The sequence below is a fragment of the Sphingomonas sp. AC522 genome (genome assembly GCF_979258125.1).
This window is the reverse complement of the sequence record NZ_OZ409836.1, coordinates 2,522,343-2,534,716: the sequence shown is the minus strand read 5'-3', so window position 1 is coordinate 2,534,716 and position 12,374 is coordinate 2,522,343. Positions and strand designations below refer to the sequence as shown.

Below are 12,374 nucleotides of genomic sequence, written 5' to 3'. Positions count from 1 at the left end.
TATGCAAAGTGTTACGACGCAACTTCGCAACATTGCATTTGCGTGCCGCGGCGCGCTCTGTGCAGAAGGCGCCGCTATCCGGGAGACCCGCATGTCGTCGACGATTGCCGAACTCGAACGCCGCCGCGCCGGCGCCCGCCTGGGTGGCGGGCAAAAGCGCATCGATGCGCAGCATGCCAAGGGCAAGCTGACGGCGCGCGAGCGGATCGAAGTGCTGCTCGATCCGGGTTCGTTCGAAGAACTCGATATGTATGTCGAGCATAATTGCGTCGATTTCGGCATGCCCGAACAGACCGTGCCGGGCGACGGCGTGGTCACCGGCAGCGGTACGATCAATGGCCGGCTGGTCTATGTGTTCAGCCAGGACTTCACCGTGTTCGGCGGATCGCTGTCCGAGCGTCATGCCGAGAAGATCTGCAAGGTCATGGACAACGCCATGAAGGTCGGGGTGCCGGTGATCGGGCTCAATGACTCGGGCGGCGCCCGGATCCAGGAGGGCGTAGCATCGCTCGCGGGTTACGCCGAAGTGTTCCAGCGCAATGTGCTCGCCAGCGGCGTGGTGCCGCAGATTTCGCTGATCATGGGGCCGTGCGCCGGCGGCGCCGTGTACAGCCCCGCGATGACCGACTTCATCTTCATGGTGAAGGATAGCTCATACATGTTCGTCACCGGCCCGGATGTAGTGAAGACCGTTACCAACGAGATCGTCACGCAGGAGGAGCTGGGTGGAGCGGTGACGCATACCACGAAGTCGGGGGTCGCCGATGTGGCCTTCGATAACGATATCGAGGCGCTGCTCGCGGCCCGCGACTTCGTGGACTTCCTTCCCGCCTCGAACCGCGACGAGGTCCCCGAGCGGCCGTGCGACGATCCGTGGGACCGCATCGAGGATAGCCTCGATACTTTGATCCCGCCCAATGCCAACCAGCCCTATGATATGCACGAGCTGATCCGAAAGACGCTGGACGAGGGCGAATTCTTCGAGCTGCAGCCGAGCCATGCCGGCAATATCCTGATCGGCTTTGGCCGGATCGAGGGGCGCACGGTGGGCGTGGTGGCCAACCAGCCGATGGTGCTGGCGGGATGCCTCGACATCAATTCAAGCAAGAAGGCGGCGCGGTTCGTGCGCTTCTGCGATGCGTTCGAGATCCCGATCGTGACGTTTGTCGATGTGCCGGGGTTCCTGCCCGGCGTCGGCCAGGAGCATTCGGGGATCATCAAGCATGGGGCGAAGTTGCTATTCGCCTATGCCGAGGCGACGGTGCCCAAGATCACGGTGATCACCCGAAAGGCCTATGGCGGGGCCTATGATGTGATGGCCTCGAAGCATCTTCGCGGCGATCTGAATTATGCCTGGCCGACCGCCGAGATCGCCGTGATGGGCGCAAAGGGCGCGGTGGAGATCATCTTTCGCGGGCGCACGCCGGAGGAGATTGCCGAGCGGACTGCTGAATACGAGGCGCGGTTTGCCAATCCGTTCGTGGCGGCGAGCAAAGGGTTCATCGACGAAGTGATCATGCCGCATTCGACCCGGCGGCGGATTGCGCTGGGGCTACGCAAATTACGCAACAAGAGCCTGGAGAATCCGTGGAAGAAGCATGACAATATCCCGCTGTGAGGAGCGGCGATGAGCGAGGGTCTTTTGATCGCCGCGGCGGGCGCGTTTATTGCCGTAATGTCTCTTCGCGACGCGCGGCGAGACCGTCGTGATGGCATGGCGCGCGGCAAGTACCGCTGGGCCCCTCGGGATCAGAAGGGGTACCGGTGGATTTTAGGGTGGACCTACGTCGCGGCGATTCTGGGTGCGCTGGCTTTTGTCTACGGACTAAATCTGATGATTTTTGGGTGACAAATCGATGAAACTCGGCCGTCTCAACCATGTCGGCGTCGCGACGCCTTCGATCGAAGCGTCGATCGCTTTGTATCGCGGTACGCTGGGCGCGGAGGTGATCCGCGAACCGTTCGACTTGCCCGCGCAGGGGGTGAAGGTGTGTTTCGTCGATACGCCGAACGCGCAGATCGAACTGATCGAGCCGCTGGGCGAGGCTTCGCCAATCCATGGGTTTCTCGCCAAGAACCCCGCTGGGGGGCAGCATCATCTCTGCTACGAAGTGCCCGATATTCACGAGGCCAAGGCGTGGTTCGAGGGGCGGGGGTGCCGCGTGCTCGGCGAGCCGCGGATTGGGGCGCATGGGACGCCCATTTTCTTCCTGCATCCCAAGGATATGGGCGGCGTGCTGACCGAGATCATGGAGACGCCCAAAAATGCGCATTGATCCCCCGCATCGTCACCCGGGCCTTGTGCCGGGGTCCAGCGGGCGGCACGCGTTGCGCGTCGCGGCGGATGCATCATGCGCGGTGCGCTGGACCCCGGCACAAGGCCGGGGTGACGGAGTGATGTTTGGATGAGCGATCAATCGATTCTCTACGTCCGCGACGGCGATGTCGCGGTGATCCGGCTCAATCGGCCGGACGAACTCAATGCGCTCACCATGGACATGCTCGATCTGCTCGCGGCGACGCTGAACCGCGCGGCCGATGAGGGCGCGCGCGCGGTGTTGCTGACGGGTGAGGGCAGGGCGTTCTGTTCGGGCGCGTCGCTCAAGGATATGAGCCCGGGCGGCGGCGATCCGGGCGATCGGCTGCGCAATCATTACAACCCGGTCAGCCAGGCGATGGCGGATCTGCCGATCCCGATCGTGAGCGCGATCAACGGGCCGGCAGCGGGCGCGGGCGCATCGCTGGCGCTGGGCGCGGACATCGTGGTCGCTTCGACGCAGGCCTATCTGCTGCTCGCCTTCGCCAATATCGGGCTGGTGCCCGATGCCGGGGCGACCTGGCTGATCGCCAAAGCGGCGGGGCGCGCCAAGGTGCTGGAAATGGCGCTGCTCGGCCAGAAATTGCCTGCGCATGACGCCAAGGAGGCGGGGCTGGTCACGCATGTCGTGGACGAAAGCGCGCTGTTCGACACGGCGATGGACTATGCCCGGCGGCTTGCCGCAATGCCGACGATCGCGCTTGGGCTGATCCGCTGTCAGGTGAAGGCCGCGCTGAGCGGAACGCTGGAGGAGACGCTGGCGCTCGAGGCCGACCACCAGTCGGTCGCGGCGCGTTCGCAGGATTTCCAAGAGGGCGTCGCGGCGTTCCTCCAGAAGCGCAAGCCGGAGTTCAAGGGCAAGTGACAGAGAAGCCGACCCTCCAAACCTGGGAAGCCGCCGCTTCGAAGGAAGTGAAGGGCAAGGACCTCACTTGGCACACGCCCGAAGGTATCGACGTCAAGCCGCTCTATACCAAGGAAGATATTGGCGATATCGATCCCGGCCTGCCCGGTTTCGCGCCGTTCACGCGCGGCGTGCGCGCTTCCATGTATGCCGGGCGTCCGTGGACCGTGCGGCAATATGCCGGCTTCTCGACGGCCGAGGAATCAAACGCCTTTTACCGCCGCAATCTCGCCGCGGGGCAGAAGGGGCTGAGCGTCGCCTTCGATCTCGCGACGCACCGCGGTTATGACAGCGATCACCCGCGCGTGACCGGCGATGTCGGCAAGGCGGGCGTGGCGATCGACAGCGTCGAGGACATGAAGATCCTGTTCGACGGGATTCCGCTCGATCAGATGTCGGTCAGCATGACGATGAACGGCGCGGTGATCCCGATCCTCGCCTTCTTCATCGTCGCCGGCGAGGAGCAGGGCGTCGACAAGAGCCTGCTCGACGGGACCATCCAGAACGACATCCTCAAGGAGTTCATGGTCCGCAACACTTACATTTACCCGCCCGAGCCGAGCATGCGGATTATCTCGGATATTTTTGCATATACGTCGGCCAACATGCTGAAATTCAACAGTATTTCTATCTCCGGCTATCACATGCAGGAGGCCGGGGCGACGCAGGTGCAGGAGCTGGCCTTCACCATCGCCGACGGCATGGAATATGTGAAATACGGGGTCGCCTCGGGCCTCGATATCGACAAGTTCGCAGGCCGTCTTAGCTTCTTCTTCGCGATCGGCATGAACTTCTTCATGGAAATCGCCAAGCTGCGCGCGGCGCGGGTGCTGTGGCACCGGGTGATGACGCAGCTCGGCGCGCAGGACGAGCGATCGAAGATGCTGCGCACGCATTGTCAGACTTCGGGCGTGTCGCTGACCGAGCAAGACCCGTACAACAATGTGATGCGCACGACGATCGAGGCGATGGCCGCGATGCTGGGCGGAACGCAGAGCCTGCATACCAACGCCTTGGACGAAGCCATTGCTCTGCCAACGGATTTTTCGGCACGCATCGCGCGCAACACCCAGATCGTCATCCAGGAAGAGACGGGGATGACCAAGGTGGTCGATCCGCTCGGCGGCTCCTATTATGTCGAGGCGCTGACCCAGGAGCTGGTCGATAAAGCCTGGGCGATCATCAAGAAGGTCGAGGCCGATGGCGGCATGGCGAAGGCCGTGGCGCATGGCTGGCCCAAGGCAATGATCGAGGAAGCCGCGGCCGCCACCGCCGCGCGGATCGATCGCGGCGAGCAGGTGATCGTCGGGGTCAACAAGTACCGCAAGGCCGATGAGGACCCGATCGAGACGCTCGATATCGATAATCATGCCGTCCGCGATGCGCAGATCGCTCGGATCAAGCGCGTGAAGGCGAGCCGGGACGAGGCGGCGTGCCAGACGGCGTTGGAAGCACTCAAGGCCGGCGCCCACGGCAGCGACAATCTGCTCGAACTTGCGGTGACCGCAGCCCGCGCCCGGGCGACGCTGGGCGAGATCAGCAGCGCCATGGAAGTGGGGTTCGGCCGCTATGCGACGCAGCCTGAGCCGGTGAAGGGCATTTACGGAGGCGCATATGCGTTCGACCAGCGCTGGGAGCGGCTGAAGGATGGTGTAGCTACTACCGAACGTCGCCTGGGCCGCAAGCCCCGCATGCTCGTCGCCAAGATGGGGCAGGACGGGCATGACCGCGGCGCTAATTTGGTTTCCTCGGCATTCGGCGATCTCGGCTTCGAAGTCGTGCCCGGGCCCCTCTTCCAGACCCCTTCCGAGAGCGCGAAGCTCGCGATCGACGAGAATGTCGACGTGGTGGGGGCGTCGAGCCTCGCCGCGGGGCACAAGACGCTGATTCCCGAGCTGATCAAGGAACTTCAGGCAGCGGGCCGTGCGGACATCAAGGTGATCGCCGGCGGCGTAATCCCGGCGCGCGATTATGAGTTCCTGCGCGAGGCTGGCGTGCAGGCGATCTTCGGGCCGGGCACCAACCTTGTGAACGCCGCGGAGGAAGTGCTTCGCCTGCTCGGGCACAATATGCCCCCGGCCGAGGAAGCTGCCGAATGATCGAGGACGAGGATCCCACGGCCGCGAAGAGCGGCGAACTGCTGCTCTACGATTTCTTCAAGCATTTGACCTCGCTGTGCCTGTTCACGCTGGGCGGCATCGTGGCGATGGTGGACAAGGTCGAGGCCAAGTCGCGCCTGCAGCTGGGAATGGTGGTAGTTGTGGTTGGGATCGCCGCGATCATGTCGTTCGGCGGCGCGGGCGAGATCGTACGTGCACGCTCGCAAACCAGTGGCCCTGCGAAACACCTTAATTTCTATCGGATCGCCTCGCCGGTGCTGTTGTCGCTGGGCGTCGGCATGTTCCTCTATCTGTTTGCGCGGACGCTGCGGGCGTGACGCGCAGCGACTGGACCCGCGAGGAAATCGCCGCGCTGTTTGCGCTGCCCTTTGCCGAACTCGTTTTTCGCGCCGCCGAAATCCACCGTGCGCACCATGACGCCAATGCGGTTCAGCTCTCGACCCTGCTGTCGATCAAGACCGGCGGTTGCCCCGAGGATTGCGGCTATTGCAATCAATCGGTGCATGCCGAGACCGGGCTCAAGGCAACCAAGCTGATGGACGTCCGCGCGGTGCTCCAGGCGGCGGCGCAGGCCAAGGACAATGGCAGCTCGCGCTTCTGCATGGGCGCGGCGTGGCGCAATCCCAAGGATCGCGACGTCCCCGCGCTGGCCCAGATGATCCGCGGCGTGCGGCAGATGGGGATGGAGACGTGCATGACGCTGGGCATGCTGACGCCGGGCCAGGCGCAGGCGCTGGGCGAGGCGGGGCTCGATTATTACAACCACAATATCGATACTTCGCCCGAGCGCTACGGCGAGGTGATCAGCACGCGGACGTTCGCGGATCGGCTCGACACGCTCGAGCATGTCCGCGAGGCGGGAATCAACGTGTGCTGCGGCGGGATTGTCGGGATGGGTGAGACGCGGGAAGATCGCGTTGGCTTTATCCACGCGCTGGCCACGCTGCCGGTGCATCCGGAGAGCGTGCCGATCAATGCTCTGGTGCCGGTTAAGGGCACGGTGCTGGGCGATATGCTGGCGGATACACCGCTGGCCAAGATCGACGACGTAGAGTTCGTCCGCACCATCGCGGTGGCGCGGATCACGATGCCGATGAGCATGGTGCGGCTGAGTGCGGGGCGCGAGAGCATGAGCGATACGACGCAGGCGTTGTGCTTCCTGGCGGGGGCGAATTCGATCTTCACCGGGGACAAGCTGCTGACCACGGGCAATGCCGGCGACGACAAGGATGCGGCGTTGTTTGCGCGCTTGGGGCTGCGAAGCTCATCCTCCTCCCGTCATGCTGAACTTGTTTCAGCATGCACCGGGCAGCAGGCGAGGCCTTCGCCGGTGGAGGGCTGGACCCTGAAACAAGTTCAGGGTGACGAAACAGAATTTAGGACCGTCTGATGTTCAAGAAAATCCTGGTCGCCAATCGCGGCGAAATCGCGTGCCGCGTGATGCGCACCGCAAAGAAGATGGGGATCGCTACCGTCGCGGTCTATTCGGATGCCGACGCGCGGGCGCCGCATGTGCTGATGGCGGACGAAGCCGTGCGGCTCGGGCCGGCGCCCGCCGCAGAGAGCTACCTCAAGGCCGAGCTGATCCTGCTCGCGGCCAAGGAAACCGGCGCGGACTGCATCCATCCGGGATATGGCTTTCTTTCCGAGCGCGAAAGCTTCGCCAAGGCCTGCGCCGAGGCGGGGATCGCGTTTGTCGGGCCGCCGCCCAACGCGATCGCGGCGATGGGCGACAAGATCGAATCCAAGAAGCTCGCCAAAGCGGCAGGGGTCAATGTCGTGCCGGGCTATCTGGGTGAGATTGCCGATACCGACGAGGCGGTGAAGATCGCCGGGGATATCGGCTACCCGGTGATGATGAAGGCCTCGGCCGGGGGCGGCGGCAAGGGGATGCGACTGGCATATAGCGAGCAGGACGTTCGCGAAGGCTTCGAGGCGACCAAGCGCGAGGGGCTGGCGTCGTTCGGCGACGACCGCGTGTTCATCGAAAAGTTCATCCTCAGCCCGCGCCATATCGAGATCCAGGTGATCGGCGACCAGCACGGCAATGTTTTGTACCTCAACGAGCGCGAATGCTCGATCCAGCGGCGTCATCAGAAGGTCGTCGAGGAAGCGCCGTCGCCGTTCGTGACGCCGGCGATGCGCAAGGCGATGGGTGAGCAGGCGGTCGCGCTGGCGCAGGCGGTTGGCTATTACAGCGCGGGCACGGTGGAGTTGATCGTCTCGGGCGCGGATACGACGGGCGAGAGCTTCTACTTCCTCGAGATGAACACCCGGCTGCAGGTCGAGCATCCGGTGACCGAGGAGATTACGGGCCTCGATCTGGTCGAGCTGATGATCCGCGTCGCGGCGGGCGAGAGATTGCCGCTGACGCAGGACGAGGTGCAGATCAACGGCTGGTCGATCGAGAACCGCGTCTATGCCGAGGATCCGTATCGCGGCTTCCTGCCCTCCACGGGTCGTCTGGTGCGCTACCAGCCGCCGTATGCGGAGGAGGGCGTGCGCGTCGATGACGGGGTGGTCGAGGGCAGCGAGATCTCGATGTTCTACGATCCAATGATCGCCAAGCTGATCACCCATGGCGCGACGCGCGACGAGGCGATCGATAAGCAGATCGGCGCGCTCGACGCCTTCCGGATCGAGGGGATCGGCCACAATATCGACTTCCTCTCGGCGCTGATGCAGCATCCGCGCTTCCGCAGCGGCGCGATCACCACCGGGTTCATCGCGGAGGAATATCCCGAGGGCTTTCACGGCGCGCCGGCATCGGCCGCGTTGAAGCGCAAGCTGGCGGCGGTGGCTGCTTTGGTCGATCTGGAGCGCGCCGAGCGGGCCGCGTGCATATCGGGGCAGCTTTCCGAGAATATCGACGTCGCCCGCGAGCGCGTGGTGCTGATCCAGGACGAGCAAATCCACGTCAATGACGAGGCGGGCGAGCTGATCGTCGATGGCGAGGCGATGGAGCTCGATAGCGACTGGCAGCTCGGCGATCCGTTGTTCGTGGCGGAGATCGACGGGGCGTCGCTCAGCGTCGCAGTCGAGCGCAAGCAGGGTAAGTGGAAGCTGACCGCGCACGGCGCCTCGCATCTGGTCGAAGTCCTGCCGCCGCACGTGGGGCAATACCGCCATCACATGATCGAGAAAGTGCCGCCCGACATGAGCCGCTTCCTGCTCGCGCCGATGCCGGGGCTGCTGACGCGCCTGCACGTGTCGCCGGGGGACAAGGTTGAGGCTGGTCAGCCGCTGGCGGTGGTCGAAGCGATGAAGATGGAGAACATCCTGCGCGCCGAGAAAGCGGGGACGGTCAAGGCAGCCAATTTCGCAGCGGGCGACAGCCTCGCGGTCGATGCGGCAATCCTCGAGTTCGAATAGCCGTCAGTTGCGGATCAGTTGCGCCGTGATGCCGCTCAGCCAGCCATGGCGGTGGCCGCGAAGCCGATCCGCCTGAGCCGTCAGAGCCTGCGCCTCGGCTAGCGTGCGCGCGCAGCTTGCGCGAGCCTCAAGTGCCTGAGCCTGGATAATCTTTTGCCCCATATGCACAAGTTATCCACAGAAGTATCAACAGGTCCATAACCAATTGCGAATTTTTGCAGGTGCACGGACGCGCTTGACCTTGCCGCCACGCAACCGTAATGGCCGCGCTTCGCCGCACGGCCCCTTCGTCTAGCGGTTAGGACGTCGCCCTCTCACGGCGAAAACACGAGTTCGATTCTCGTAGGGGTCACCAGCGCCGCAGCCGATTTGGCAGTGCGGTCGCTATCCGGTCGAGCACCAGCAGACAGAGCAGGGAAGCGCCGAACAGGGGCAGCAGCAGCCCGGCTATCACCAGCATCGCAATCAGTCCGCGGATCGGCTTGCCCGCCATCGCCGCGGGTGCGCCGAGCTTGCCTTGCGGGCGGCGGCGCAGCCACATCATCACGCCCATGATGCTGGTCGCCATCAATGCGAGCGCGGTCAGGACGCCGAGCAACTGGTTTGCCAGTCCGAACAGCTGGCCTTCGTGCCAGGCGATGCCGGTGTTCACGATCCGATCGATGAGATGCCTGTCCGCAAAGCCGGTGCGGCTTGTCTCAACGCCGTCCATGGGCTCGTAGGTCACCTGGCGCTGCAACGGCCGGTTCTGCGCGTCGGACTTGACCGTCCAGACATTGCCCGTCGGTGGGCCGAAGCGCTGCGGGGCATGCGGGGGCAGCACGATGACCGGGAAAGCGAGGCCCTCGCCCTCGCCCATGGCGACGAACGCGGACAGGGGAAGTCCGCCAGGGGTGGGCGCGGCAGGCTCCGGCGCGGCCATGCCGCCATGATCGTGCTGGCCATGGCTGGGCCCGGCGCCGATCTTCCAGTTTTGTCGCCCCTGGACCAGCCCGAGTTCAGCGCGGACCCAGTTGAATGCGCCGCCCCATGCGCCCGCCCAGGGCAGGCCACTGGCGAGCATCACCAGAACCAGCCCCGCAATCCAGAAGCCGGTGACGCGGTGCAGATCCTTGAGCAGCGGGCGCCCGCGCAGCGATAGCCGCGGCCATAGCGTTCCCGCCGCCGCGAAGGGGCGCGGCCACCAGAGATAGAGGCCGCTCAGGATCATCATGATCGTCCAGCTCGCCGCCAGCTCGACCAGCCAATCACCCCATTTGCCGAGCAGCAGCGAGCCATGGATGCGCGCGACCGTTTCCGAGATCCGCGCATCCGGGTCGAGCGAGCCGAGCACCCGGCCCTGCGGCGAAACATAGACCTCAAGCGGGGCTCCGTCGGGGAGGCCCAGCCGGATCATCGCGGCATCGCCAGGCTGCTCGGGCAGACGATAATGATGGAAGCGCGCGCCAGGATTGGCGGCCATCGCCGCGGCGAGCTGACGATCGGCCGACACAGCTTCGGTGCCGAAGCCGCGGAACGCCCGCTCCTCCCACCGATCGATCTGCGGCTTGAAAAGGTAAATCGAGCCGGTGACCGAAAGGATCAGGATGAACGGCAGCACGAACAGGCCGGCATAGAAATGCCAGCGCCAGATCGTGCGGTACATTCGCGCGGCTTCGGCTTGCGCCATCAGAAGCTGGCCCGCATGCCCGCGAACACGCTGCGGCGCTCGACTGGGTAGAAGATCGCGCTCGCGGGCGTGTAGGCCACCACCGCGGAGATATCGCCGGTGGCCTTGCGATTCGCGAGATTACGGGCATCGACGAATAGCCGGAGCCGCTCGCCGATACGGGCAGTCGCGCCGACCCCGAACAGGGCATAGCCCCGCGGACGGAAGCTGTTGGCGTAATCGACCCAGGCGCCTTGGGGCACCCATTCCACATTGGGGGAAACGCTCAATGCGTCGCTGCCCAGCCGAACTTCGGTGCGGAACGCATGGCGGGGGATCACCGGCAGGTGGTTGTTGCCGAACTGGGCATCCTGGCGGAAGCGGAAGTCGTTATGTTGGTAGGTCTGGCGCAGCCGCGCCCATTTGGCGAAGTCGATGTCGAGCGCTGCCTCGACGCCCTGATGCCGCGTGCGGCTCGCATTGAAGGTCGATGCCGGGATGACGGGCGAGACGGTATATTGCAGCAGCTCGCCGTCGAGACCGGCGCGATAGGCGCTGATATCGAACCGCACCGGGCCCAGCTTGCCACGTGCGCCGATCTCCGCGGTCCAGGCGCGCTGCGCGTCGAGCGGCACGAAGCTGGCGACTTGGGCGAGCTCGATAAAGCCAGGAAGCTCATGGCTGCGGCTGAAATTGGCGTAGAATTGCAGATCCTTCGCCGGCTCGTAGAGCAGCCCGAATTTGGGGGAGAGCTGATCAAAGCTCGCCCGGCCCGAAACGATGGCCGGGAAAGCTTGATCCTGGCGCCGTACGCCCGACGTGTAGATCGCGCCGGCGATCAGAGTGAGGCCGGGGGCGGGACGGATGCGGCCTTCGGCATAGGCATCGATTGTGCGGGCCTGTTGGTCGGCGCTGAAGGTGGGTGCGCCGCGCTTGCCGTTCGCATTGACGTAGCGCTTCGAATCGACGCTGCCGAAGCGTGCGGTGATCCCGGCGACGAAGCCTAGGGCGCCGAAATCCTGCTCGAGCCGGGCATAGCTGCCCCAATCGAGCGAATTCTGGTCGATCACCTGATAGATGGGATGATAGAGCTTCTTCGAATTGAGAAACGCGCCCATATCGAGCCCGCCATTGCCGAAGGCGAAGCTCGTGCGGTTCTGCACCCGCATCGAGTCGATGTCGCGCCCCTGATCGCCCCCGAACGACCCTGTTTGCGGCCGCGTGGTGGCGAGGGCATAGGTCAGAGCGCCAGGCAGCTCCTGATCGATCGCCTGCACGCTGCCATAGAAGCGCGTTTCGATCGTGTCGGTCAGGCGGATACCCATATTGCCTGCGAAGCGGAAGGCGCGGCGGCGGGCATGCTCGCGGTCCCCGTCCGCGCGGTCGCCTGCCACTGCCAGATATGCGTCTCCGCGCGCATCGGCGAAGCCCGCGCTGGCAAAGCCCCGCAATGTATCGAAGCTGCCGCCGTCGAGGCGCAACGTATAGCCATTGGCGCTGCGCCCTGTGGGTGTGACGCCGTTGATCGCGCCGCCCAGCGTCGATGCACCGAAGCGGAGCGCGTTGGCGCCGCGGAACACTTCGACATGCTGGAGGAAACTTGGATCGAGTTCCTGGAAGTCGCCATTGTCGTCCGCGAGATTAATCGGCACGCCATCCTGCAGCAGCGTCAGCCCGCGCATGTGAAAGCCGCGGCTGATCCCCGAGCCGCGGATCGAGATGCGCACTTCCTGCCCGAAGCGCGGCTGGGCATAGATTCCGGGCGAGAAAGCCAGCACGTCGCGCAGCGACACCGCCTCGCGGTTCTGGAAATCCTCGCTCGAGACGACATCCGAGCCACCGGGCGTCTCGCGCACCCGCTGGATTGCCTCGGCGATCAGCCGCTGGGCGCTGATGACGATCTCATCGGATGGTGGGGTCTCCTGCGCGAAAGCGGGGAGGGCGGAAAGGACAAGAGGCGCGCCCAGCAGGGCGCGAAGGGACTTGGACATGATGGATCCTGGCATGACGAGT

At 64.6% G+C, this 12,374-nt stretch carries 11 protein-coding genes and 1 tRNA gene; 9 read left to right on the top strand and 3 right to left on the bottom strand.

Annotated elements, in window-relative coordinates; all coding sequences use genetic code 11:
• Nucleotides 1-91: 91 nt before the first annotated feature.
• The 8 genes from ACZZZM_RS12620 to ACZZZM_RS12585 all read left to right on the top strand — a co-directional run bounded on the left by ACZZZM_RS12620 (nucleotide 92) and on the right by ACZZZM_RS12585 (nucleotide 8,713).
• On the top strand, nucleotides 92-1,618 hold the full coding sequence (locus ACZZZM_RS12620) for an acyl-CoA carboxylase subunit beta (protein ID WP_463595440.1): 1,527 nt from the start codon (nucleotides 92-94) through the stop codon (nucleotides 1,616-1,618).
• Nucleotides 1,619-1,627: 9 nt separating this feature from the next.
• The gene (locus ACZZZM_RS12615) at nucleotides 1,628-1,849 is read left to right on the top strand and encodes a hypothetical protein (protein ID WP_463595439.1); all 222 of its coding nucleotides are present in this window, start codon (nucleotides 1,628-1,630) and stop codon (nucleotides 1,847-1,849) included.
• A gap of 7 nt (nucleotides 1,850-1,856) precedes the next feature.
• Nucleotides 1,857-2,276: a methylmalonyl-CoA epimerase gene (gene mce / locus ACZZZM_RS12610; protein ID WP_463595438.1), complete on the top strand. Its 420-nt coding sequence runs from the start codon at nucleotides 1,857-1,859 to the stop codon at nucleotides 2,274-2,276.
• A gap of 129 nt (nucleotides 2,277-2,405) precedes the next feature.
• Complete coding sequence (locus ACZZZM_RS12605; RefSeq protein ID WP_463595437.1) at nucleotides 2,406-3,182, top strand: enoyl-CoA hydratase-related protein; 777 nt, start codon at nucleotides 2,406-2,408, stop codon at nucleotides 3,180-3,182.
• Nucleotides 3,179-5,320 (top strand): methylmalonyl-CoA mutase, encoded by a 2,142-nt coding sequence (gene scpA, locus ACZZZM_RS12600; RefSeq protein WP_463595436.1) that lies wholly within the window; start codon nucleotides 3,179-3,181, stop codon nucleotides 5,318-5,320. Before ACZZZM_RS12605 ends, scpA begins: the two co-directional genes overlap by 4 nt.
• Nucleotides 5,317-5,658: a hypothetical protein gene (locus ACZZZM_RS12595; RefSeq protein WP_463595435.1), complete on the top strand. Its 342-nt coding sequence runs from the start codon at nucleotides 5,317-5,319 to the stop codon at nucleotides 5,656-5,658. The genes scpA and ACZZZM_RS12595 overlap by 4 nt, the downstream gene beginning before the upstream one ends.
• Nucleotides 5,655-6,731 (top strand): biotin synthase BioB, encoded by a 1,077-nt coding sequence (gene bioB / locus ACZZZM_RS12590; RefSeq protein ID WP_463595434.1) that lies wholly within the window; start codon nucleotides 5,655-5,657, stop codon nucleotides 6,729-6,731. The genes ACZZZM_RS12595 and bioB overlap by 4 nt, the downstream gene beginning before the upstream one ends.
• Entirely contained in the window at nucleotides 6,731-8,713 is a 1,983-nt protein-coding gene (locus ACZZZM_RS12585; protein WP_463595433.1) for an acetyl-CoA carboxylase biotin carboxylase subunit, read from the top strand. The genes bioB and ACZZZM_RS12585 overlap by 1 nt, the downstream gene beginning before the upstream one ends.
• Nucleotides 8,714-8,716: 3 nt before the next feature.
• Here ACZZZM_RS12585 and ACZZZM_RS12580 read toward each other — a convergent pair whose 3' ends face one another.
• Complete coding sequence (locus ACZZZM_RS12580) at nucleotides 8,717-8,875, bottom strand: hypothetical protein (protein WP_463595432.1); 159 nt, start codon at nucleotides 8,873-8,875, stop codon at nucleotides 8,717-8,719.
• A gap of 118 nt (nucleotides 8,876-8,993) precedes the next feature.
• On the opposite strand from ACZZZM_RS12580, the gene ACZZZM_RS12575 reads away from it, so the two are divergent.
• Nucleotides 8,994-9,068 (top strand) — tRNA-Glu (locus ACZZZM_RS12575).
• Here the strand turns inward: ACZZZM_RS12575 and ACZZZM_RS12570 are convergent.
• A complete protein-coding gene (locus ACZZZM_RS12570; protein WP_463595431.1) occupies nucleotides 9,063-10,382 on the bottom strand; it encodes a PepSY-associated TM helix domain-containing protein in 1,320 nt (439 codons plus the stop codon). The genes ACZZZM_RS12575 and ACZZZM_RS12570 overlap by 6 nt on opposite strands.
• Complete coding sequence (locus ACZZZM_RS12565) at nucleotides 10,382-12,352, bottom strand: TonB-dependent receptor family protein (RefSeq protein WP_463595430.1); 1,971 nt, start codon at nucleotides 12,350-12,352, stop codon at nucleotides 10,382-10,384. The genes ACZZZM_RS12570 and ACZZZM_RS12565 overlap by 1 nt, the downstream gene beginning before the upstream one ends.
• Between the last annotated feature and the right edge of the window lie 22 nt (nucleotides 12,353-12,374).